General features: G+C 59.9%; 18 protein-coding genes. 9 read left to right on the top strand and 9 right to left on the bottom strand.

Annotated features, from left to right (window positions below):
* Positions 1-127 precede the first annotated feature (127 nt).
* Genes VY732_RS12990 through VY732_RS13005 form a run of 4 tightly spaced genes read left to right on the top strand, consistent with a single transcriptional unit; the run spans position 128 to position 5,663 of the window.
* The gene (locus VY732_RS12990) at positions 128-1,969 is read left to right on the top strand and encodes an extracellular solute-binding protein (RefSeq protein ID WP_331695616.1); all 1,842 of its coding nucleotides are present in this window, start codon (positions 128-130) and stop codon (positions 1,967-1,969) included.
* The gene (locus VY732_RS12995; RefSeq protein WP_331695617.1) at positions 1,956-3,020 is read left to right on the top strand and encodes a microcin C ABC transporter permease YejB; all 1,065 of its coding nucleotides are present in this window, start codon (positions 1,956-1,958) and stop codon (positions 3,018-3,020) included. The genes VY732_RS12990 and VY732_RS12995 overlap by 14 nt, the downstream gene beginning before the upstream one ends.
* The gene (locus tag VY732_RS13000) at positions 3,020-4,042 is read left to right on the top strand and encodes an ABC transporter permease (RefSeq protein WP_331695618.1); all 1,023 of its coding nucleotides are present in this window, start codon (positions 3,020-3,022) and stop codon (positions 4,040-4,042) included. Before VY732_RS12995 ends, VY732_RS13000 begins: the two co-directional genes overlap by 1 nt.
* Position 4,043: 1 nt before the next feature.
* Positions 4,044-5,663: an ABC transporter ATP-binding protein gene (locus VY732_RS13005; RefSeq protein ID WP_331695619.1), complete on the top strand. Its 1,620-nt coding sequence runs from the start codon at positions 4,044-4,046 to the stop codon at positions 5,661-5,663.
* A 143-nt stretch (positions 5,664-5,806) separates the two neighbouring features.
* Here VY732_RS13005 and VY732_RS13010 read toward each other — a convergent pair whose 3' ends face one another.
* Positions 5,807-6,124 carry an SCP2 sterol-binding domain-containing protein gene (locus tag VY732_RS13010; protein ID WP_007912567.1) on the bottom strand — a complete coding sequence of 106 codons (318 nt, stop codon included), beginning with the start codon at positions 6,122-6,124 and terminating at the stop codon, positions 5,807-5,809.
* A gap of 63 nt (positions 6,125-6,187) precedes the next feature.
* A complete protein-coding gene (locus tag VY732_RS13015; protein ID WP_150705592.1) occupies positions 6,188-6,898 on the bottom strand; it encodes a histidine phosphatase family protein in 711 nt (236 codons plus the stop codon).
* A 204-nt stretch (positions 6,899-7,102) separates the two neighbouring features.
* On the opposite strand from VY732_RS13015, the gene sohB reads away from it, so the two are divergent.
* A complete protein-coding gene (sohB, locus tag VY732_RS13020; protein WP_077573155.1) occupies positions 7,103-8,134 on the top strand; it encodes a protease SohB in 1,032 nt (343 codons plus the stop codon).
* Positions 8,135-8,202: 68 nt separating this feature from the next.
* Here the strand turns inward: sohB and VY732_RS13025 are convergent, their stop codons facing one another.
* Both VY732_RS13025 and VY732_RS13030 read right to left on the bottom strand, forming a co-directional pair.
* Positions 8,203-8,697, bottom strand: coding sequence for a DUF934 domain-containing protein (locus VY732_RS13025; RefSeq protein ID WP_038368934.1), 495 nt, complete (start codon positions 8,695-8,697; stop codon positions 8,203-8,205).
* Entirely contained in the window at positions 8,681-10,339 is a 1,659-nt protein-coding gene (locus VY732_RS13030; protein WP_034152311.1) for a nitrite/sulfite reductase, read from the bottom strand. Before VY732_RS13030 ends, VY732_RS13025 begins: the two co-directional genes overlap by 17 nt.
* A 524-nt stretch (positions 10,340-10,863) precedes the next feature.
* Here VY732_RS13030 and VY732_RS13035 point away from each other — a divergent pair.
* Entirely contained in the window at positions 10,864-11,937 is a 1,074-nt protein-coding gene (locus tag VY732_RS13035) for an ABC transporter substrate-binding protein (protein ID WP_331695620.1), read from the top strand.
* Positions 11,938-11,941: 4 nt separating this feature from the next.
* Here VY732_RS13035 and VY732_RS13040 read toward each other — a convergent pair whose 3' ends face one another.
* Together VY732_RS13040 and metH are read right to left on the bottom strand one after the other, a co-directional pair.
* Positions 11,942-12,160: a DUF2970 domain-containing protein gene (locus VY732_RS13040; RefSeq protein ID WP_077573152.1), complete on the bottom strand. Its 219-nt coding sequence runs from the start codon at positions 12,158-12,160 to the stop codon at positions 11,942-11,944.
* Positions 12,161-12,341: 181 nt separating this feature from the next.
* Entirely contained in the window at positions 12,342-16,052 is a 3,711-nt protein-coding gene (metH, locus tag VY732_RS13045) for a methionine synthase (protein WP_331695621.1), read from the bottom strand.
* Positions 16,053-16,206: 154 nt separating this feature from the next.
* Between metH and VY732_RS13050 the strand changes: the two genes are divergently transcribed.
* The 3 genes from VY732_RS13050 (at position 16,207) to nfuA (ending at position 20,362) form a co-directional block, all read left to right on the top strand.
* Positions 16,207-18,513, top strand: a complete 2,307-nt coding sequence (locus VY732_RS13050; RefSeq protein WP_331695622.1) for a fatty acid cis/trans isomerase — start codon at positions 16,207-16,209, stop codon at positions 18,511-18,513.
* A 184-nt stretch (positions 18,514-18,697) separates the two neighbouring features.
* Positions 18,698-19,720, top strand: coding sequence for an acyltransferase family protein (locus tag VY732_RS13055; RefSeq protein ID WP_331695623.1), 1,023 nt, complete (start codon positions 18,698-18,700; stop codon positions 19,718-19,720).
* 57 nt (positions 19,721-19,777) lie between these two features.
* Complete coding sequence (nfuA, locus tag VY732_RS13060) at positions 19,778-20,362, top strand: Fe-S biogenesis protein NfuA (RefSeq protein ID WP_007912592.1); 585 nt, start codon at positions 19,778-19,780, stop codon at positions 20,360-20,362.
* 158 nt (positions 20,363-20,520) lie between these two features.
* Here the strand turns inward: nfuA and cobM are convergent, their stop codons facing one another.
* The 3 genes from cobM to VY732_RS13075 all read right to left on the bottom strand — a co-directional run bounded on the left by cobM (position 20,521) and on the right by VY732_RS13075 (position 22,457).
* A complete protein-coding gene (gene cobM / locus VY732_RS13065; protein ID WP_331695624.1) occupies positions 20,521-21,267 on the bottom strand; it encodes a precorrin-4 C(11)-methyltransferase in 747 nt (248 codons plus the stop codon).
* An 81-nt stretch (positions 21,268-21,348) separates the two neighbouring features.
* On the bottom strand, positions 21,349-21,762 hold the full coding sequence (locus tag VY732_RS13070) for a cobalamin biosynthesis protein (protein ID WP_137219332.1): 414 nt from the start codon (positions 21,760-21,762) through the stop codon (positions 21,349-21,351).
* Positions 21,759-22,457, bottom strand: coding sequence for a CbtA family protein (locus VY732_RS13075; protein ID WP_137219333.1), 699 nt, complete (start codon positions 22,455-22,457; stop codon positions 21,759-21,761). The genes VY732_RS13070 and VY732_RS13075 overlap by 4 nt, the downstream gene beginning before the upstream one ends.
* Between the last annotated feature and the right edge of the window lie 6 nt (positions 22,458-22,463).

Genomic DNA, 22,463 nt, shown 5'->3' on the forward strand with positions numbered 1-22,463 from the left:
GTGACTGTTCTGGCCTTATCGCGAGCAGGCTCACTCCTACATTGGATTTGTGTTCACCGCAGACCCTTGTAGGAGTGAGCCTGCTCGCGATGAAGCCAGTAGCAGCACCGAGTAAAAGGATCTGCCCATGTTCTCAAGGCTCATTTTGTTCAGCGCTTTCGCGCTTTTAACGCCGTTCAGTTGGGCCGCCCCGCAACCCGCGTTAACGGTCTACGGCGAACCCGCCAAATACGCTCCCGACTTCCAGCACCTGGCCTACGCCAATCCCGACGCACCGAAGGGCGGCAGCCTGCGCCGTTCTTCGCTGGAAAGCGGCCCGTTCGACCACTTGATTCCCTACACCGACAAAGGCACCGGCGTGGCCGATATCGATGGCTGGCTATACGCGCCACTGGCCTATCGCAGCAAGGACGAACCCTATAGCGTCTACGGTCTGGTGGCGCAGCAGATGGAGCTGGATCCGGATCGCCGCTGGATACGCTTCTACCTGAACCCGAAGGCGCGTTTCGACGACGGCACGCCGATCACCGCCGAAGACGTGCGCTACACCTTCGAGCTGTTCACCACTCAGGGCAGCCTCAAATACCGTCAGCAGTTTCGCGATGTCGCTGAAGTCGTCGTGGAGTCGCCGACGCAAGTGCGCTTCCTCTTCAAGAACAACGACAGCCGCACCTTGCCGCTGGACCTGGCGACACTGCCAGTGCTGCCCGAACATTGGTGGCGCACCCGCGATTTCGCCGAGGGCGGCGGTTTCGAGATTCCGCCGGGCAGCGGCCCGTATCGCATCAGCGCGGTAGATGCGGGGCGCAGCGTGAAATTTCAACGGGTGCAGGACTGGTGGGCCAAGGATCTGCCGATCACTCGCGGCCTCTACAACTTCGATCAACTGAGCGTGGAGTTCTTCGCCGACACCGACGTGTCGCGGCAGGTGCTCAAGGCCGGCGGCTTCGATTACAACCGCGAATTCTCTGCCACCAGTTACACCATCGGCTACGCGGGCGCTGCACTCGAGCAAGGCAAATTGCTTCGTGAACACCTCGCACCGGGTGCCGCGCAAGGCGCGCAGGGCTTTGTGTTCAACCTGCAGAAACCGCCGTTTCAGGATCGTCGCGTGCGTCAGGCGATCGCCATGCTCTGGGATTTCGAATGGAGCAACCGGCAAATGATGCGCAGCATGTACCTGCGTCAGCGCAGCTTCTTCTCCCACAGCGCACTGGCGGCTACTGCATTGCCGGATGCCGAAGAGCTGAAGATTCTTGAGCCGTTGCGCGGGCAGATTCCCGATGAAGTGTTCACCACGGTGTTTGAAGCACCGAAAACCGACGGCAGCGGCAACATCCGCGCTGAACAATTGCAGGCACTGAAACTGCTGGAGGCCGCTGGCTGGAAACCTCAGGGCGATCAGTTGGTGAACGCCAATGGCGAGCCGCTGCACTTCACGTTTCTCAATGGCCAGAAAGGTTTCGAACGGCTGCTATTGCCGTTCAAACGCAACCTGGCGCAGATCGGCATCGGCTTCGATATCCGCCAGGTCGACACCGCGCAATACACCAACCGCGTGCGCAATCGCGACTACGACATGATCGTCGCCGGTTACCCGGTGAGTCAGGCACCGGGGCGCGAGATGTTCAATTACTTCGGCTCCGACGGTGCCGCTGATCCCGGCTCAAACAATTACATGGTGCTGCGCGATCCGGCCGTCGATGTCCTGCTCGAAGGGCTGGTGCAGGCCGACAATCGCGAGAGTCTGCTGCGCCATGCTCATGCGCTGGATCGGGTGTTGCAGTGGGGCTATTACTGGGTGCCCAACTATTACCCGCCAGGGATTTCCACGGTGTGGTGGAACCGCTTCGGCCGACCGGCGATTGCGCCGCTGTATGACGCCGGCCTCGACACCTGGTGGGAAATCAGCCCGACCGCACTGAGCACAACGCAGATGCACAAGGAGTACGCCCATGTGGGGTTATAGCCTGCGGCGTCTGCTGCTGATCGTGCCGACCTTGCTGGCGATCCTGCTGGTCAACTTCGTTATCGTGCAAGCCGCACCCGGTGGCTCGGTCGAGCAAGCCATTGCGCGCTTGCAGGGGATTGGCTTGGGGGCAGCGGTGGGTTCCAGTCATGTCGAAACCGTCGGGGGCGAGTCTCGCGCCACCCGAGGCCTGGACCCGAAACTGGTGGCCGATATCGAGCGTCAGTATGGCTTCGACAAACCCGCCAGCGAGCGCTTGTGGCTGATGCTCAAAAGCTATGCGCGACTGGACTTCGGCCAGAGTTTTTTTCGCGGTGCCAGCGTCACCGAATTGATCTGGCAGAAGCTGCCGGTGACCTTGTCGCTGGGCGTCTGGGCGACGCTGATCACCTATCTGGTGTCGATTCCGCTGGGCATTCGCAAAGCCGTGCACAACGGCTCGGCGTTCGATGTCTGGAGCAGCGTGGCGATCATCATCGGTTATGCGCTGCCGGGATTTCTCTTCGCACTGCTGCTGATCGTGGTGTTTGCCGGTGGCACGGCGCTGGACTGGTTTCCGGTGCGCGGGCTGGTCTCGGACAACTTCGCCGAACTGTCGCCGTGGGCCAAGGTGGCCGACTATTTCTGGCACTTGGTGCTGCCGGTGACTGCCTTGGTCATCGGTGGTTTCGCCACGTTGACGATCCTCACCAAGAACAGTTTTCTCAACGAGATCTCGCGACTGTACGTGGTGACCGCGCGCGCCAAGGGACTGAGTCAACGGCAGGTGTTGTACGGCCATGTGTTTCGCAATGCGATGCTGCTGGTCGTCGCTGGTTTGCCGCAAGCGTTGGTGACGGTGTTTTTCGGCGGCTCGTTGCTGATCGAAGTGATCTTTTCCCTCGATGGTCTCGGCCGTCTCAGTTACGAAGCAGCGGTCGCGCGCGACTATCCGGTGGTGTTCGGTTCGCTGTTCATCTTCACCTTGTTCGGCCTGCTGATAAAACTGCTCGGCGACCTTTGTTACACGCTGGTTGACCCGCGTATCGACTTCACCGCGAGGGCTGCCTGATGCTGACGTTATCTCCAATTGGCCAGCGCCGCTGGGCGCGCTTCAAGGCACATCGGCGCGGCTGGTGGTCGTTGTGGCTGTTTCTCGCGCTGTTCGGCCTGAGCCTCGGCGGTGAGTTGGTGGCCAATGACAAACCGCTGCTGGTGACGTATCAGGGCGACTGGTATTTCCCGGCGTTCAAGCGCTACACCGAGCAGGACTTTGGCGGTGAACTGCCGTTTCAACCGGACTATCGCAGCGCGCAGGTGCGGCAATTGATCGAGGGGCAGGGCGGGCGGTTGTGGTTTGCGCCGATCCCGTTCGCGTTCGACACGGTCAATTACGACCTCACGGAGCCGGCACCGAGCCCGCCCAGTGGCGACAACTGGCTGGGCACTGATGATCAGGCGCGCGACGTGCTGGCACGGGTGATATTCGGCACGCGCATATCGCTGTTGTTTGCCTTGGCGCTGACCGCGGCGAGTGCAGTGATTGGCATCGCCGCCGGGGCATTGCAGGGTTATTACGGCGGTTGGGTCGACCTGATCGGTCAACGTTTGCTGGAGGTCTGGTCGGGGCTGCCGGTGTTGTACCTGCTGATCATTCTGTCCGGGTTTGTCGAGCCGAACTTCTGGTGGTTGCTGGGGATCATGGCGCTGTTTTCCTGGTTGAGCCTGGTCGATGTGGTGCGTGCCGAGTTCCTGCGCAGCCGCGGTCTCGAGTACGTGAAAGCCGCACGAGCGCTGGGTGTCGGTGATGCGCAGGTGATCGTTCGGCACATCCTGCCCAATGCCATGAGCGCGACGCTGACGTATCTGCCGTTCATTCTCACTGGAGCAATTGCAACCTTGTCGGCACTGGATTTTCTCGGTTTCGGCATGCCGGCCGGCAGCGCTTCGCTGGGGGAGTTGATCGGTCAGGGCAAGAGCAATCTGCAAGCGCCGTGGCTTGGTCTCACCGCGTTCTTTGCCTTGGCGCTGATCCTTTCACTGCTGGTATTCATCGGCGAAGCCTGCCGCGATGCGTTTGATCCGAGGACTTGAGATGCCAGAACATCTGATCGAAATACGCGACCTGCGCGTCGCCTTCAATGGCCAGTCTGTGGTGCACGGCATCGACCTTGATATCCGCCCCGGCGAGTGCGTGGCGCTGGTTGGGGAGTCCGGCTCGGGCAAATCGGTGACGGCGCACAGCATTTTGCAATTGCTTGACCCGGCCATCGCGCGGATCGACGGCAGCATCCGCTATGACGGCACGGAACTGCTGGGCGTGCATGAGCGCTACTTGCGGCAATTGCGTGGCAACCGCATCGCGATGATTTTTCAGGAGCCGATGAGCTCGCTGAACCCTTTGCACACGATTGAGCGGCAACTGGGCGAAAGCCTTGCGCTGCACAAGGGGTTGGCCGGAGCGGCTGCACGTCAGCGAATTGTGCAGTTGCTCGAACTCGTGGGTATTCAGCGCCCGCGCGAGCGGCTCAAGGCCTATCCACATCAACTCTCGGGCGGTCAGCGCCAACGGGTGATGATTGCCATGGCGCTGGCCTGCGAACCGCAGTTGTTGATCGCCGACGAGCCGACTACGGCGCTGGACGTGACCGTGCAACGCAAGATTCTGCTGCTGCTCAAGGAGCTGCAAGAACGGTTGGGCATGGCGTTATTGATCATCAGTCATGACTTGAATCTGGTGCGCAATATCGCTCAGCGGGTGGCGGTCATGCGTGGCGGGGTGATTGTCGAACAGGCGTCCTGTGAACTGCTGTTCAGCGCGCCGCAACATCCTTACAGCATTGAGTTGCTCAACGCTGAACCGGGTGGTGAGGCATTGTGCCGTGAGCCCGCTGAGAATTTGCTGGAGGTGCGCGATCTCAATGTGCGTTTCCGTTTGGGCGGCGGATGGCTGCGCGCGAAGTCGTACTTGCACGCGGTCAATGGCATTGATTTGAATCTTCAGCGCGGCAAGACCTTGGGGATCGTCGGCGAGTCCGGTTCCGGCAAGTCGACGTTGGGTCAGGCGATTCTGCGGTTGCTCGATGCCCAGGGCAGCATCCGCTTTCAGGGCGAGGCGCTGGAGCAGTTGAGCGGCAAGCAACTCCGGCCGCTGCGCAAACGCCTGCAGGTGGTGTTTCAGGATCCGTTTGGCAGCCTCAGTCCGCGCCTGTGTGTGGAGCAGATCATCGCCGAAGGTCTACAGGTGCACAGCGATTTGAACGCCGCTGAGCGCGAACGGGCGGTGATCGATGTGTTGCGTGAAGTCGGTCTCGACCCTGTCACACGGCATCGCTATCCCCACGAGTTTTCCGGTGGCCAGCGACAACGCATCGCCATTGCCCGGGCATTGGTGCTCAAGCCGGATCTGATCTTGCTCGATGAACCGACCTCGGCACTGGATCGTACGGTGCAAAAGCAGATTGTTGCTTTGCTGCGGCGTTTGCAGCAAGAACATGGCCTGACGTACCTGTTCATCAGCCACGATCTGGCGGTGGTACGCGCGTTGGCGCATGACCTGATTGTGATGAAGGACGGCGAGGTGGTGGAGCGAGGTGAGACAAATGCGCTGTTTCATGCAGCGCGGCATCCGTATACCCGAGAGTTACTGGCCGCTTCGTTTACTGACGACCCCGTATCAAATGTGGGAGCGAGCCTGCTCGCGAATGCGATGTGACAGGCAACGGTGATGTCGACTGAGTTGACGCCTTCGCGAGCAAACTCGCTCCCACAGGTCTTGGGTGCGAGCAGTAATCCTCAGCGCTCGAATGTAAAAATCCCGCCATGAAGGCGGGATCTTTGTGTCACTGAACGTCGCTATTACGACGGGAACAGCTCGGACAGTTTCATCGACAGCATCATGTCGCCTTCAACGCGCAGCTTGCCGCCCATGAAAGCCTGCATGCCGTCGGTTTCGCCGCTGACGATACCTTTGAGGGTTTCGCTGTCCAGCACCAGCGTGCAGTTGGCGTCAGGGTTTTCGCCTTCCTGGATGTCGCAAGTGCCGTCTTTGACGATCAGCGAGTACTGCTTGTCTTCGTCGGTGATGTTGAAACCGAAAACCAGATCCAGACCGGCAGCAGCGGCTGGGTTGAACTTGGCTTGCATTGCTTTTACGGCATCAGCTACGGAGGTCATGGTTCGATCCTTTCTTGGTAATAAGAGCTGGTTGATTACAGCAAGGTTCACAGCTAACCGGACTCAGCGAAAAGTGATGAGTTCCGGAGCCTTCAGCAGTTGCAGATGTGCATGACTGTTGAAGGAGGCCAAAGCCACCTCGCGACCGCGGAACTTCAGCTGGTTGAGCGAGGTGTTGACGATTTGCCAGTTCAATTCAAAGGCCTGTTTCGCAGGCATTTGCGTAATGAGGTGGAGCAGGGCAGTGATGGTGCCGCCGGAGGTGAACACGGCGATTTTCTGGTTTTTATCGGCCAGATCGAGAATCCGCTGCAGCCCGGCCTGAACCCGTTCGACGAAACCCAGCCAGCTTTCCAGCCCCGGTGTGTCGTAAGTGCCGGCCAGCCAGCGCTCGATGATCAGGGCGAAAATACGTTGGAATTCGCCACGGTTCTGCGCGGCGTTGCGCAGGATGTCGAGAGCTTCCGGCTCGTCTGCCAGCATGTCCGGGAGCAGGGCACGGATCACCGCGTCGGCATCGAACTCGTTGAAAGCGGAATCGGTTTCCAGCGTCGGTACCGGCAGCCCTTTGGCGGCGAATTGCGCCAGCGCGCTGGTGGCCGTGTGCTGCTGGCGACGCAGGTCACCGGCGAGGCAGCGATCGAAGCTGATACCCAGTTCAGCGAGGTGCTGACCGAGGATTTCTGCCTGGCGCACACCGGTCGGCGACAGGACGTCATAGTCGTCTGCACCAAAGGAGGCCTGGCCATGTCGAATCAAGTAGATGCTGCCCACGTCCGCGTCATCCCGGTACGTTGAAGGTTGTGGCGAGGTTATGAGGATGACGGGTAGCTGTCAATGAAAAAACATACGCTTGTTTGAAATGCCCGTTACAGGGGTGTTGCCAGAGGTTTCACGGCTGGCCGACAAGCCGGCGCATGGGTATGCTGGAGCCATCCCGCGTGTGCCTCACATCCGCGCATCGTTTAAGGAGTCTCTGTGGAGTTTTTCACCGAATACGCCAGTTTCCTGGCCAAGACCGTTACCTTGGTGATCGCCATTCTGGTGGTGCTCGCCAGTTTTGCTGCATTGCGCAGCAAGGGCCGGCGCAAATCGGCCGGTCAGTTGCAGGTCAGCAAACTCAATGATTTCTACAAAGGCCTGCGTGAGCGCCTGGAGCAGACCTTGCTCGACAAGGATCAGTTAAAGGCTTTGCGCAAGGGTGAAGCCAAGTCCGAGAAAAGCGCGAAAAAGCAGAAGAAGCAACCTGAAGCCAAATCCCGCGTATTCGTCCTCGATTTCGATGGCGACATCAAGGCGTCCGCCACTGAAAGCCTGCGCCATGAAATCACCGCGCTGCTAACCTTGGCCACGCCAAAAGACGAAGTGGTTCTGCGTCTGGAAAGCGGTGGCGGCATGGTTCACAGCTACGGCCTGGCGTCGTCGCAACTGGCGCGTATTCGCGAGGCCGGCGTGCCGTTGACCGTGTGCATCGACAAGGTTGCGGCCAGTGGCGGCTACATGATGGCGTGCATCGGCGAGAAGATCATCAGTGCGCCGTTCGCGATTCTCGGTTCGATCGGCGTGGTTGCACAGTTGCCCAACGTCAACCGCTTGTTGAAGAAGCACGACATCGACTTTGAAGTCCTCACCGCCGGTGAGTACAAACGCACCCTGACCGTGTTTGGCGAAAACACCGAGAAGGGCCGCGAGAAGTTTCAGGAAGACCTGGACATCACCCATCAACTGTTCAAGAACTTCGTCGCCCGCTATCGCCCGCAACTGGCGATTGACGATGTGGCCACCGGTGAAGTCTGGCTCGGCGTTGCGGCGCTGGACAAACAACTGGTCGATGAACTCAAGACCAGTGATGAATACCTGGCAGACCGGGCGAAAAAGGCCGAGGTCTATCACCTGCACTACGCCGAACGCAAAAGCTTGCAGGAGCGTATCGGCATGGCCGCCAGCGGTTCGGTCGACCGCGTACTGCTGAGCTGGTGGAGTCGTCTGACGCAACAGCGCTTCTGGTAATTCGAGCAGGCATAAAAAAACGCCGGTCATATGACCGGCGTTTTTTTGTCCGCGCTAAACCTGAAGACTTAGCGGCGACGGAACAGCGGCAGCGGTTCGTCGGTGGCGGCCTGATAAGTCACCGAGAAATCCTTGAGGCCTTCCAGCGCTTCGTACGGGTCTTTGTCCGCGCGAATGGCAAAGGCATCGAAACCGCAGCGATGCATATAGAACAGCTGATCGCGCAGCACGTCACCAATCGCTCGCAGTTCGCCTTTGAAACCGTAACGGTCACGCAGCAGGCGGGCGTTGGAGTAGTTGCGGCCGTCGGTGAACGCCGGGAAATTCAGCGCGATCACCTGAAACTCAGCCACGTCTTCACCGATTTCTTCGGCTTCTTCGTCAGCGTCCAGCCAAACCCCCAAACCACCGTCGCGGGCCTTGAGCATGCGGCTGTGTTCGCGCCACAGCTGCAGTGGAACGATCAAGTCGTCGCAGTTGCTGATCTCGTCGATGTTGAAATCCTTGGGCAGCAAGTGCCAGGTTTCGTCGACGACCTCGTTGTTCTTAATGATTCGCTGCATAGACGCGTTCCTTGAAGAGGTCGATGCCAATACGCTGGTAAGTGTCGATGAAGCGCTCGTCTTCGGTACGTTGTTCAACGTACACGTCGATCAGCTTCGAGATCACGTCAGGCATGGCTTCCTGAGCGAAGGACGGGCCGAGGATCTTGCCCAGGCTCGCATCACGGCTGGCGCTGCCGCCGAGAGAGACCTGATAGAACTCTTCGCCTTTCTTGTCGACGCCGAGGATGCCGATGTGGCCGACGTGGTGGTGACCGCAGGCGTTCATGCAGCCGGAGATGTTCAGGTCCAGCTCGCCGATGTCGAACAGGTAATCGAGGTCGTCGAAGCGGCGCTGGATCGATTCGGCAATCGGGATCGACTTGGCGTTGGCCAGCGAGCAGAAATCACCGCCCGGGCAGCAGATGATGTCGGTCAGCAAGCCGATGTTCGGCGTGGCGAAACCGCCTTCACGCAGTTCGCCCCACAGGGTGAACAACTGGCTTTGCTCGACGTCGGCGAGAATGATGTTCTGCTCGTGCGAGGTGCGCAGTTGACCGAAGCTGTAGCGATCGGCCAGATCGGCGACGGCGTCGAGCTGCTTGTCGGTGATGTCGCCCGGGGCAACGCCGGTCGGCTTCAGCGACAGGGTCACGGCGACATAACCCGGCTTCTTGTGCGCCAGGGTGTTGCGGGTACGCCAGCGGGCGAAACCCGGATGCTCCTTGTCGAGATCGGCCAGTTGCGCGGTCTGGTTGTCCAGCGCCTTGTAGTCTGGATCGACGAAGTGCTTGGCGACACGCTGCAGTTCGGCGTCGGTCAATGTGGTCTGGCCACCGCGCAGGTGTTCCATTTCCGCATCGACTTTCTGCGCGAACACTTCCGGCGTGAGCGCCTTGACGAGGATCTTGATCCGCGCCTTGTATTTGTTGTCGCGACGGCCGTAGCGGTTGTACACGCGCAGGATGGCGTCGAGGTAGCTCAACAGGTCCTGCCACGGCAGGAATTCGTTGATGAACGCGCCGACTACCGGGGTACGGCCAAGGCCACCGCCGACCAACACACGGAAACCCAGTTCGCCAGCGGCGTTGTGCACCGGCTCAAGGCCGATGTCGTGGACTTCAATGGCGGCGCGGTCAGCGGTCGAACCGTTGACGGCGATTTTGAACTTGCGCGGCAGGTAAGCGAATTCCGGGTGGAACGTAGTCCACTGACGGACGATCTCGCACCATGGGCGCGGATCGATCACTTCGTCGGCAGCGACACCGGCGAACTGGTCGGTGGTGACGTTGCGCAGGCAGTTACCGCTGGTCTGGATCGCGTGCATCTGCACGGTGGCCAGTTCAGCCAGAATGTCCGGGATGTCTTCCACCGCCGGCCAGTTGAACTGCACGTTCTGCCGCGTACTGATGTGGGCGTAGCCCTTGTCGTAGTCGCGGGCAATCTTGGCCATCATGCGCGTCTGACGCGAAGTCAGTTGGCCGTAAGGCACCGCCACCCGCAACATCGGCGCGAAGCGCTGGATGTACAGGCCATTTTGCAGGCGCAGGGGGCGGAATTCTTCTTCGCTCAGCTCACCTGCCAGATAGCGTCGGGTCTGATCACGGAACTGCTTGACGCGGTCCTCGATGATCCGCTGATCGTACTCGTCGTATACGTACATATAAGTCCTGTTCTCAGGCTTGGGCTACTCGGAAAACGCTGCGTTTTCGCGTGCTGGAGTCCGATTTTGCCTCTGCAATTCTGCGCGCACGGCCGCGCACTCCCTAGAGGAGCCGGGGCAATATACCCGTTTGCAGTTATGCGCAAAAGTGATGTTTGAGTATATGTAAAGAACCAAATCGCCTAACGAGAATGGCTGTCAACTAACCCACATTTGTCGTGCGGACAATCATCGTCTTAACTGTGGTCGAGTCTTTCTGCAATCACCGATAAAACCGACAAGAGGCGATGCAATGAGCAACCCGACCAAGGCAAGAAAAAGCGACAGCAGTGTCGATGCGTGGGCCATTCTGTTCCTGATCATTCTCGTAGTAGGGACAGCGGTATTCTGGGTCAGCCATCAGTAAACGACCCATCCGGGCCCGTGCCCGACGAGTTGTCGGACAAAAAGCGGGATCAGGCATCAATAGCCGGTAGATCGAGGGCTATAATGCGCGGCCATTTTTCCTTGGGCCCGGATGTTTCATGTTCAAGTTTTTCCATTTCAGTCTTCTGCTGTTCAGCGCACTGTTCCAGACCGGCGCGCGGGCGGAGTCTGTGCTGTTTTTGAATCCGGGCTCGACGCAGGAAGCCTTCTGGGTCAGTTACTCGCAATTCATGCAGGCGGCTGCGCATGATCTGGGTATCGACCTGCAGATTCTCTATTCCCAACGCCAGCCCGAACTGACCCTGGCTCAGGCGCGCCTTGCGTTGCAGGGGCCGAATCGTCCCGAGTACCTGATTTTCGTCAACGAACAATACGTCGCGCCGCAAATCCTGCGTCTGGCCGAGAACAGTGGCGTAAAACTGTTTATGGTCAACGCCGCGCTGACCCCGGACCAGCAGGCGTTGGTCGGTGAGCGTGACGACCGCATCGGCAGCCTGGTGCCGAACGACGAGGAGGGCGGTTACTTGATGATGAAGGAGCTGATCCGCCTGCATCCGTCGGCGGCAAACGCTGAGCCGATTGAAGTGTTGGCGTTCTCCGGCCTGAAGGTCACCCCCTCGGCGCAGTTGCGTGAGCGCGGCATGCAGCGGGCGTTGGCCGAACATCCGCAGACCCGCTTGCGCCAGCTGGTTTACAGCGGCTGGACCCAGGAACGCGCCTATGAACAGGCCAAACAGTTGTTTGCGCGTTATCCGAAAGTGTCGCTGGTGTGGTCGGCCAATGATGAAATGGCCTTCGGCGCAATGCGCGCGTATGCCGAGACGGGCAAGGTCCCCGGCAAAGATGCCTTGTTCAGCGCGGTCAATACGTCGCCGGCGGCCTTGCAGGCACTGGTCGACGGACGCCTGAGCGCGTTGGTCGGCGGGCATTTCACCTTGGGTGGCTGGGCGTTGGTCGAGTTGCATGACGTCGAGCAAGGCGTCGAACTGAATCACTACGGCGGCCGGGATCGACAAATTCCGTTGCTGCAACTGATCGACAAGCCGCACGCCCGACAAATGCTGGCCATGGGCAAGTCGCCGCACTACGGGGTGAATTTCCGCAAGCTCTCAGCCAAGGGGCAGCCGAATTCCTACCGCTACCCGTTCACCCTGCAAACCCTGATGCGCTGATTCGTCAAACCCCGGCGAAATGCAGCACCAGTTTGACGATGGCAAACAGCGTCAACGCAAACACAGCCGTAAACAGAATCCCCAGGATCACGAAATGGCTGGGCTTGCCATGGGTGAAGTCCCTTGCCCGGTTCTTGCCGCTTTGCACCCCGAACGCCGCCGCCATCACGCTGTGCAGCATCTGCCAGAAGGTCGGCGGTTTGTTGTCGACTGGATCGTCCATAAATCCCTCGTCTGCCGTGTGTGTCAGACAAGCATAGCCAACCCTCTGCAGAACACTGCAAAACGAACTGTGGGAGCGAGCCTGCTCGCGAAGAGGCCATCAGCTTCAACATGAGTGTTGGCTGATAGACCGCCTTCGCGAGCAGGCTCGCTCCCACAGGGGGTGATGCGTTGAAGCTGGCTTAGTTGTCGTAGCCGAGGTTCGGCGCCAGCCAGCGCTCGGTCACGCTCAACTCCTGGCCTTTGCGCGAGGTGTAGCTGGCGACCTGATCCTTGTCGACCTTGCCCACCGCAAAGTACTGCGCCTGCGGATGGGCGAAGTACCAGCCGCTGACTGCGGCCGCGGGGAACATCGCGTAGTGCTCGGTGAGGAACACCCCGCTGCGACCGGCGCGCATCTCTTCAGCTTCCGGATCGAGCAGGGCAAACAACGCCGCCTTCTCGGTGTGATCCGGGCACGCCGGGTAACCCGGAGCAGGGCGGATGCCGCTGTATTGCTCTTTGATCAGCGCGTCATTGTCGAGCACTTCGTCCTTGGCATAACCCCAGTGCTCTTTACGCACTTGCTGGTGCAGCCATTCGGCACAGGCTTCGGCCAAACGGTCGGCGAGGGCTTTGACCATGATCGAGTTGTAATCGTCGCCAGCGTCCTGATAAGCCTTCGCCACTTCTTCGGCGCCGATACCGGCGGTGGTGATGAAACCACCGACGTAGTCAGTCACTTCGCTGTCTTTCGGCGCAACGAAGTCGGCCAGCGAGAAGTTTGGTTTGCCATCGGTCTTGATAATCTGCTGACGCAGGTGATGCAGTTTGGCCAATGGCTGACCGTCATCGCCGTACAACTCGATGTCGTCGTCATGCACCTGATTGGCCGGCCAGAAGCCGAACACCGCGCGGGCGCTGATCAGCTTCTCGTCGATCAGCTTGGCGAGCATTTCCTGCGCGTCCTTGTACAGCGCGGTGGCGGCTTCACCGACCACTTCGTCTTCAAGGATGCGCGGGAACTTGCCGGCCAAGTCCCACGAAATGAAGAACGGCGTCCAGTCGATGTATTCGGCCAAGACCTTGAGGTCGATGTTGTCCAGCACCTTGCTGCCGGTGAACGTCGGTTTGACGGGCTGGTAATTCGCCCAGTCGAACTGCGGCTTCTTGGCGATGGCGGCGGCGTAGCTCAAGCGCTCGGTGCGGGCGCTGCGGTTCGAGGTGCGTTCGCGTACATCGACGTATTCCAGACGCGTCTTCTCGACGAAACCGGCCTTCAATTCTTTCGACAGCAACTGCGTCGCGACGCCCACCGCGCGGGAGGCGTCGGTCACATAAACCACCGCATCGTTGCTGTACTTCGGCTCGATCTTCACCGCGGTGTGCGCTTTGGAAGTGGTCGCGCCACCGATCATCAGCGGCAGGTGGAAGTCCTGACGCTGCATCTCGCGAGCAACGTGAACCATCTCATCCAGCGACGGCGTGATCAGGCCGGACAGGCCGATGATGTCGCATTTCTGCTCTTTGGCCACCTGCAGAATCTTCTCGGCCGGGACCATCACGCCGAGGTCAACGATGTCATAGCCGTTGCAACCGAGCACCACGCCGACGATGTTCTTGCCGATGTCGTGGACGTCGCCTTTCACCGTAGCCATGAGGATCTTGCCCTTGGCTTCTGGCTTGTCGCCCTTTTCCAGTTCGATGAATGGGATCAAATGCGCCACAGCCTGTTTCATCACGCGGGCGGATTTCACCACTTGCGGCAGGAACATTTTGCCGGCGCCGAACAGGTCGCCAACGATGTTCATGCCGGACATCAGCGGGCCTTCGATCACTTCGATCGGGCGGGCGAACGACTGACGGGATTCTTCGGTGTCTTCAACGATGTGCGTGGTGATGCCTTTGACCAGCGCATGTTCCAGACGCTTGTTGACCTCCCAGCTGCGCCACTCTTCGGTCTCGGCTTCCTTGACGCTGCCGTCGCCCTTGTACTTGTCGGCGATGGCGAGGAGGGCGTCGGTGCCTTCCGGGGTGCGGTTGAGGATCACGTCTTCAACGGCGTCGCGCAGCTCTTGCGGGATCTGGTCGTAGATCTCCAGCTGACCGGCGTTGACGATGCCCATGGTCAAGCCCGCGCGGATCGCGTACAGCAGGAACACCGAGTGGATCGCCTCGCGCACCGGGTTGTTGCCACGGAACGAGAACGACACGTTGGACACGCCGCCCGAGGTCAGCGCATACGGCAGTTCGTCGCGGATGTAGGCGCAGGCATTGATGAAGTCCACAGCGTAGTTGTTGTGTTCTTCGATACCGGTGGCGACGGCGAAGATGTTCGGGTCGAAGATGATGTCTTCCGGCGGGAAGCCGACTTCGTTGACCAGAATGTCGTAGGAGCGTTTGCAGATCTCTTTCTTGCGCGCTTCGGTGTCGGCCTGGCCAGCTTCGTCGAACGCCATCACCACCACCGCCGCGCCGTAGCGCTTGCACAGTTTGGCGTGGTGGATGAACTGCTCGACGCCTTCTTTCATGCTGATCGAGTTGACGATGCCCTTGCCCTGAATGCACTTGAGGCCGGCTTCGATCACTTCCCATTTAGAGGAGTCGATCATGATCGGCACGCGCGAGATGTCCGGCTCACCGGCGATCAGATTGAGGAAGGTCACCATGGCCTTCTTCGAATCGAGCATGCCTTCGTCCATGTTGATGTCGATCACCTGCGCGCCGGCTTCGACCTGCTGCAGGGCGACTTCCAGCGCTTCGGTGTAGTTGTCTTCACGGATCAGACGGGCGAACTTGGCGGAACCGGTGATGTTGGTACGTTCGCCGACGTTGACGAACAGCGAACTGCGATCGATGGTGAACGGCTCCAGACCCGAGAGGCGGCACGCCTTGGGGATGTCCGGAATCTGCCGTGGCGCGTAACCGGCGACGGCTTTGGCGATGGCTTCGATGTGCCCCGGCGTGGTGCCGCAGCAGCCGCCGACGATGTTGAGGAAGCCGCTCTGGGCGAATTCTTCGATGACCTTGGCGGTTTCCGACGGCAGTTCGTCGTACTCGCCGAATTCGTTCGGCAGGCCGGCGTTCGGGTGCGCGGAAACGTGGGTGCTGGCCTTGTTCGACAGCTCTTCCAGGTACGGACGCAACTCGCTGGCGCCGAGCGCGCAGTTGAGGCCGACGGAAATCGGCTTGGCGTGTGCCACCGAGTTCCAGAACGCTTCGGTGGTCTGGCCCGACAGGGTGCGGCCGGAGGCGTCGGTGATGGTCCCGGAAATCATGATCGGCAGTTCGATGTGCAGCTCTTCGAACACGCCTTGCACGGCGAAGATCGCGGCTTTGGCGTTGAGGGTGTCGAAAATGGTTTCGATCAGGATCAGGTCGGCGCCGCCCTCGATCAGGCCTTTGGTGGCTTCGGTGTAGTTTTGCACCAATTCATCAAAGGTGACGTTGCGGTAGCCGGGGTTGTTGACGTCCGGCGACAGCGAACAGGTGCGACTCGTAGGACCGAGCACGCCGGCGACAAAACGTGGCTTGTCCGGGTTCTCGGCGGTCTTGGCGTCGGCGACCTTGCGCGCCAGACGTGCGCCTTCTACGTTTAGTTCGTAGGCCAGTTCTTCCATGCCGTAGTCGGCCATGGAAATGCGCGTGGCGTTGAAGGTGTTGGTTTCGAGGATGTCGGCGCCGGCATCCAGATAGGCCTTCTCGATGCCGCCGATCACGTCCGGACGGGTGATCACCAGCAGGTCGTTGTTGCCCTTGACGTCACTCGGCCAGTCCGCGAAGCGTTTGCCGCGATAATCCTGTTCTTCGAGCTTGTAGCTCTGGATCATCGTGCCCATGCCGCCGTCGAGTATCAGGATGCGCTCTTTGAGGGCTTGCTTGAGAGCTTGAAGGCGGACGCTGCGATCGGACATTTGGACTACTCGGAAAGACCATTACGAAGGAGCGGGATCATAGCAAACCTGTGCGCTTTTGGAGCATGCGGGGCTTTTGCATGAATATCGCTCATGTTGGTACGGGCGTCATACTGTAGAATCGCGGCGTTTTTTTACAATCGGGATCAGCAGCATGTCTTACCGCGTCATTGGTTTTGTGTTGCTGTTTCTCAGCTGGGGCGCCGTGGCGCAAGAGCCAGCGACTGTGCCGGGCATTTCTCAGTCGATTTCGTACGTCCGCGACATCCAGCCAATCTTCACCGAGAAGTGCGTTGCCTGCCATGCGTGCTACGACTCGGCCTGCCAGTTGAATCTGGGCAGTGGCGAGGGCGCGGCCCGTGGCGCCAGCAAGATGCCGGTTTACGATGGCGAGCGCACACAAGCGGCACCGACCACCAGGCTGTTTTACGACGCCTTCGGTAAACGTGCCTGGCAGCAGAAAGACTTCTATTCGGTGCTCGATGCGCAGGGCAGTCAGGCGGCGCTGATGGCGCGCATGCTCGAACTCGGGCACAAGACGCCGCTGACGCCCAACGCCAAACTCCCGGCAGAGATTGTGCTGGGCCTGAACCGCGAGAACATGTGCTCGCTGCCCGCCGAGTTTGAGGGCTACGCCGGTGCCCATCCGAAGGAAGGCATGCCGCTGGCGGTGACCGGGCTGACCGATCAGCAATATCAGACGCTGCAGCGCTGGCTGGCCTCGGGTGCGCCGATTGACGAACAAGGCCTGGCGCCGAGCGCGAAAGAGGCGCTGCAAATCGTCCAGTGGGAAAATCTGCTTAATACTCCCGGCGCCCGGCAGAGTCTGGTCGGACGCTGGCTTTACGAGCACTTGTACCTCGCGCACATCTATTTCAAGGATGGCGAGCCGGGGCATTACTTCCAGTGGGTGCGTTCGCGCACACCGAGCGGGCAGCCGATCGACCTTATCGCCACTCGCCGCCCAAACGACGATCCGGGCACCCAGGTGTATTACCGCTTGTGGCCGGTGCAGGGCGTGATTGTGCATAAAACCCACATCACCTATCCGCTGAGCGCGGCGAAGATGGCGCGGGTGAAAAGCCTGTTCTATAGCGGCAACTGGCAGGTTAATGCGCTGCCCGGTTACGGCCCGCAGAGCCGTGCCAATCCCTTCGCGACGTTCGAAGCGATTCCGGCGCAGGCGCGTTACCAGTTCATGCTCGACAACGCCGAATACTTCGTCCGCACGTTTATTCGCGGCCCGGTGTGCCGTGGACAGATTGCGACCGACGTGATCCGCGACAACTTCTGGGCACTGTTCCAGGCACCGGAACACGACCTCTATATCACCGACCCGAACTATCGCGGCCAGGCCACGCCGCTGTTGGCCATGCCCGGGCAGAACGACGATGTCGGCAGCGTGTTGAGCCTGTGGCGCAACTACCGCGACAAGCGCAATGAATATGAGGCTCTGCGCCGCGACAGCTACGCTGATCTCCCGGCCCCGAGCTGGTCGACCCTGTGGGCCGGCAACGACAACGCCTTGCTGAGCATTTTTCGCCACTTCGACAGCGCTTCGGTGACCAAAGGCCTGATTGGCGAGGTGCCGCAGACGATGTGGCTGTTTGACTATCCGCTGCTGGAACGCACCTATTACCAGTTGGCGGTCAACTTCGATGTGTTCGGCAACGTCTCCCATCAGGCGCAAACCCGTCTGTATTTCGACCTGATCCGCAACGGCGCCGAGCAGAACTTCCTGCGCCTGATGCCCGCTGATTCGCGCGAAGACTATCTCGACGATTGGTACCAGAACGGTGGCCAGTTCAAGATGTGGATGGATTACGAGGCGATTGACGACGATAAGCCGACCGCGTTGAAGCTCGATGAGAAAGACCCGAAATACGACTTCGCCATGCAATTGCTGGCGCGTTACGGCGATCTCAATGCGCGGCCCGATCCGATCAACCGTTGCGATGGCGCTTATTGCTCGCGGCCGAATATCGACCCGGCGCTGCAAAATGCCGAACAGGCGTTGAGCCGACTGACTTCGCGCCCGGCCGCCGGTTTGAAGGTGATTGATCAGCTCCCGGAAGCGACGATGCTGCGCATTGAAACCGCCAGCGGCAAACGCGAGGTCTACAGCCTGTTGCGCAACCGCGCGCACAGTAACGTGGCGTTCCTGCTCGGCGAGTCACGGCGTTATCAGCCCGGGCTGGATACGCTGACCATTTACCCGGGCGTGCTCAGCAGCTATCCGAACTTCATCTTTAATGTCCCGGCCGATCAGGTGCCGGCGTTTGTCGATGCAATGGAAAACGCCAAGGATGCCAACCGCTTCGAGAAAATCGTCGAACGCTGGGGGATCCGCCGCAGTCATCCGCAATTCTGGTTCTATTTCCACGATTTGAGTCAGTACATCCACGAAACCGAACCGGTGGAAGAGGGTGTGCTGGATATGAACCGCTACGAGAATCTTTGATCGTTTGAGGCGAGGATGCTGTCCCAACTTCAAGCGACACCGCAAAACCCCTGTAGGAGTGAGCCTGCTCGCGATAGCGGAGAATCAGGCACTGGAGATGTTGAATGTGCCGCCGCCATCGCGAGCAGGCTCACTCCTACAAGGGGTCTGCGGTGGTTTCAGGAATTGTGATCGGGAGCGGCCGATGTTGATTTCAGTGCAAGCCCTGCGTGCGCTGGCCGCGTGGACGGTGGTCTGCCACCACTTCATGCAGATTTTCTTTGACTTCAAAGCACGCGGGCCGATTGGCCAGCTGTTCATCGACAAGGGTGCAGTGGGCGTCGATATCTTCTTCGTCATCAGCGGTCTGGTGATTTTCCTCTCGACCGAAAACAAACCGCTGCCACCCGCGCGTTTTCTGTTGTATCGGCTGTTTCGCATTGTCCCGGCGTATTGGCTGTACACGCTGTTGATGGCGCTGCTGGTGGTGTTCGCCCAGCCGTTGCTGCCGGATCAGTCTGTGGACTGGAGCCATTTGCTGCTGTCGTTGCTGTTCATTCCGACTGAGAACCCCGGCGGTTACGGCCTCTATCCGACGCTGAATGTCGGCTGGACGCTGAATTACGAAATCCTGTTTTACGTCTTGTTCGCCTGGGCGTTGCTGTTCCGTCTGCAGGTGCGCCTGCTGGTGGTCGCGGCGCTGCTGTTTGCGGTGTGTCAGGCCTGGACCGGGTTTGGCTGGATCAGCGAGTTTTATCGTTCGGACATTGTTTATGAGTTTCTGCTGGGGATTGGCATCGGCATGCTCTATCGCCGGGGCTGGATTGGCCCGGGTTTCTGGCTGCCGCTGACCGCGATTGGCGCTGCGTTGCTGACGATCTATCAGTTGGCACCGGCGCCGAGGCTGCTGAACTGGGGCGTACCGAGTGCGCTGCTGGTGATGGCGTGTATCTCGCTTGAGCGTTATGTCGAGCGCAGCCGGGTCCTGAAACTGCTCGGCGATTGCTCGTATTCGGTGTATCTGATGCACGTTCTGGTGCTGTCGGCTGGCGGTTATCTGGCCCGGCGCTACGGCATCAACCCGTATTTGATGTTTGTCGTGTGTGCGCTGGCCATCGGCGTTGGCTCCTGGTTGAGCTACGAATGGGTGGAAAAACGCAGCTATCGCTGGCTCAAGGCGCGGATCGACGGCGGGGCGGACGAGAATCTTTCCCGACAAAAATACTAGGACTTTGTCCGGCGCAACGATTGGCGTAAACTGCGCCCAAGCCTGCGAGGAGTTTCCATGACCGCTATTACCATTACCGACGCCGCCCACGATTATTTGGCTGATCTGCTCTCCAAGCAGAACACCCCGGGCATCGGCATCCGCGTCTTCATCACCCAGCCTGGCACCCAGTACGCCGAAACCTGCATTGCCTACTGCAAGCCGGGCGAAGAAAAACCTGAAGACACCGCGCTGGGGCTGAAAAGCTTCACCGCTTATATCGATCACTTCAGCGAAGCGTTTCTTGACGACGCCGTGGTCGACTACGCCACCGACCGCATGGGCGGCCAACTGACCATCAAGGCGCCAAACGCCAAAGTCCCGATGGTCAATGCCGACAGCCCGGTCAACGAGCGTATCAACTACTACCTGCAAACCGAAATCAACCCGGGGCTGGCCAGCCACGGCGGTCAGGTCAGCCTGATCGATGTGGTTGAAGACGGCATCGCCGTGCTGCAGTTCGGTGGCGGCTGCCAGGGCTGCGGCCAGGCGGACGTAACCCTGAAGGAAGGCATCGAGCGCACCTTGCTCGAGCGCATCCCGGAGCTGAAGGGCGTTCGCGACGTGACCGACCACACGCAGAAAGAAAACGCCTACTACTAAGGTGTTCGCTGCGGACATGAAAAACGGCGCCCCGTGAGCGCCGTTTTTTATGGGTGAGTTTTTTATGGATGAAATGTACTGACGCCTTCGCGAGCAGGCTCGCTCCCACCTTTGGAATGCGATCAAATGTGGGAGCGAGCCTGCTCGCGAAGGGGCCTTTATGGGCGATAGAGATGAGCATGCCCGGCGCGATACAGCGATGACTCGCTAAACACCTCACTGCCCAAAACGCGCCCAACCAGAATCAACGCCGTACGCCGAAACCCTTTGGCCTCGACCTTCCCAGCGATATTCGCCAGCGTCCCCACCACCCAATCCTGATCCGGCCACGTCGCCCGGTGAATCACCGCGATCGGGCAATCGGCACCGTAATGCGGCAACAGCTCCGCCAGAATCTTCTGCAGATGGTTGACCCCCAGATGAATCGCCATCGTCGCGCCGTGTTGCGCCAGACTGCCCAGTTCCTCACCGGCCGGCATCGCGGTCTTGTCGGCGTAACGGGTCAGAATCACGCTTTGCGAGACGTCCGGCAGGGTCAGTTCCGCACCTAGCAACGCCGCACAGGCTGCCGTCGCCGTCACCCCGGGAATGATCTCGAACGGAATATTCAGCTCACGCAGGTAACGAATCTGCTCACCAATCGCACCATACAGACTCGGGTCGCCGGAGTGCACCCGCGCCACATCCTGGTCATTGGCATGCGCGGTTTTGATCAGCTCGATGATCTGTTCCAGATGCAATTCAGCGCTGTTGACCACCGTCTCGGCTTGATGACCGTCCAGCACCGCCGCCGGTACCAGCGAGCCTGCATAAATGATCACCGGGCAGCTGCGAATCAGCCGCTGGCCTTTGACGGTGATCAATTCCGGGTCGCCGGGGCCGGCACCGATGAAGTAGACGGTCATGGTTAAATCCTGTGAAAAAGGGGCACGGCAATCGCTTCAGATGAAGATTGCTCATGATCGGTGGCGGGGATTATCGGGAATTTACGCTGCGCCGGCCAATGCCAACGTGGCCTGAGCGTATTTTTGCCGGGAAATCAGCAGTTTTGCCGGTGCCTGAATCAGCTGTTCGGCGAGTGCCAACGCTGCACTTTCCGCCACGCCGTAGCAACCGGTGCGTTCGTAGGCGATCTGCGAATGGTGGCTGAGTCGTTGCTGATAACTGGCCAGTTCTTCACTGCTGAAATACAGCAAGGGCAAAGCCAACTGAGTGGCAAGTTCCTGCAGGCCCGGCTCGTCGCGCTTGAGGTCGATGCTGGCCAACGCCTTGACCGTTTCAAGCTCTATACGGTGCGCCTGTAAGGCTTGGTCGAGTAACGCGCGCAGCGTGCTGGCCGGGCAGCCGCGCTGGCAGCCCAGACCGACCACGAAGGTCGGCGCTGCGCTGTCATCGGTCATGCGTGGTATTGGCCAGCGCTTTTGCGGCGGAACAACCAGGCGCTGATCAGGCCCAGGGCCAGCCAGAACGCCACGTTGGTCAACTGCGAAGCGATTTTGAACTGGGCTTCCAATGCCTCCGGCGCGAGCATCGAATGCACTTCCGGCTGCGGTGCGCCGATCACGTGCGGCACGGCGAGGATGGCCACGCCGAGGATTTTCATCAGCCAGTGGCGGCTGAACGCAATCAGCGACAATCCGACAGCGGTCGAAGCGGCGGTGCCGATCCACCACATCTGGCGTGAAGCCAGATCAGCAGCGGCAGTGCCCGGCAATTCAGGTGGCAGGCCCATCGTCGGTGCCAGTACGAATGTCGCGTAACCAGCCAGGCCCCAGAGCAAGCCTTGCGAGGTTTTGGTCGGTGCGCGCAGGGTGTAGAGGCCCGCGAGCATCAGGGCGAAACCCACCGCAACCACCAGATTGCCGCCTGTGGTCGAGACCACGCGCTGCCAGCCGTCTTCCGGCTCCCAGGCTTCGGCGTCGTGGGTGTGCGCAGCCACGCCAGCGGCGTGTTCGTGAACCGCCACCGGCTCGGACTTCTCGAAGGTTTCCGCCTGCAGAATCAGCGGCGAGACCCAAAAGCTTTGCAGCAGAGTGAGGAGCAGGGCGGCCAGCAGACCGGTGAAACCTGCGGTTTGCGCAATACGCTTGATCATGTCGAC

Source organism: Pseudomonas sp. ZY71 (assembly GCF_036542145.1).
GTDB lineage: Bacteria > Pseudomonadota > Gammaproteobacteria > Pseudomonadales > Pseudomonadaceae > Aquipseudomonas > Aquipseudomonas koreensis_A.

Coding starts and splice junctions, on each gene's coding strand:
- VY732_RS12990 (WP_331695616.1), top strand. CDS start 128: ATGTTCTCAAGGCTCATTTTGTTCAGCGCTTTCGCGCTTTTAACGCCG.
- VY732_RS12995 (WP_331695617.1), top strand. CDS start 1,956: ATGTGGGGTTATAGCCTGCGGCGTCTGCTGCTGATCGTGCCGACCTTG.
- VY732_RS13000 (WP_331695618.1), top strand. CDS start 3,020: ATGCTGACGTTATCTCCAATTGGCCAGCGCCGCTGGGCGCGCTTCAAG.
- VY732_RS13005 (WP_331695619.1), top strand. CDS start 4,044: ATGCCAGAACATCTGATCGAAATACGCGACCTGCGCGTCGCCTTCAAT.
- VY732_RS13010 (WP_007912567.1), bottom strand. CDS start 6,124: ATGACCTCCGTAGCTGATGCCGTAAAAGCAATGCAAGCCAAGTTCAAC.
- VY732_RS13025 (WP_038368934.1), bottom strand. CDS start 8,697: ATGCAGCGAATCATTAAGAACAACGAGGTCGTCGACGAAACCTGGCAC.
- VY732_RS13030 (WP_034152311.1), bottom strand. CDS start 10,339: ATGTACGTATACGACGAGTACGATCAGCGGATCATCGAGGACCGCGTC.
- VY732_RS13035 (WP_331695620.1), top strand. CDS start 10,864: ATGTTCAAGTTTTTCCATTTCAGTCTTCTGCTGTTCAGCGCACTGTTC.
- VY732_RS13040 (WP_077573152.1), bottom strand. CDS start 12,160: ATGGACGATCCAGTCGACAACAAACCGCCGACCTTCTGGCAGATGCTG.
- metH (WP_331695621.1), bottom strand. CDS start 16,052: ATGTCCGATCGCAGCGTCCGCCTTCAAGCTCTCAAGCAAGCCCTCAAA.
- VY732_RS13050 (WP_331695622.1), top strand. CDS start 16,207: ATGTCTTACCGCGTCATTGGTTTTGTGTTGCTGTTTCTCAGCTGGGGC.
- VY732_RS13055 (WP_331695623.1), top strand. CDS start 18,698: ATGTTGATTTCAGTGCAAGCCCTGCGTGCGCTGGCCGCGTGGACGGTG.
- nfuA (WP_007912592.1), top strand. CDS start 19,778: ATGACCGCTATTACCATTACCGACGCCGCCCACGATTATTTGGCTGAT.
- cobM (WP_331695624.1), bottom strand. CDS start 21,267: ATGACCGTCTACTTCATCGGTGCCGGCCCCGGCGACCCGGAATTGATC.
- VY732_RS13070 (WP_137219332.1), bottom strand. CDS start 21,762: ATGACCGATGACAGCGCAGCGCCGACCTTCGTGGTCGGTCTGGGCTGC.
- VY732_RS13075 (WP_137219333.1), bottom strand. CDS start 22,457: ATGATCAAGCGTATTGCGCAAACCGCAGGTTTCACCGGTCTGCTGGCC.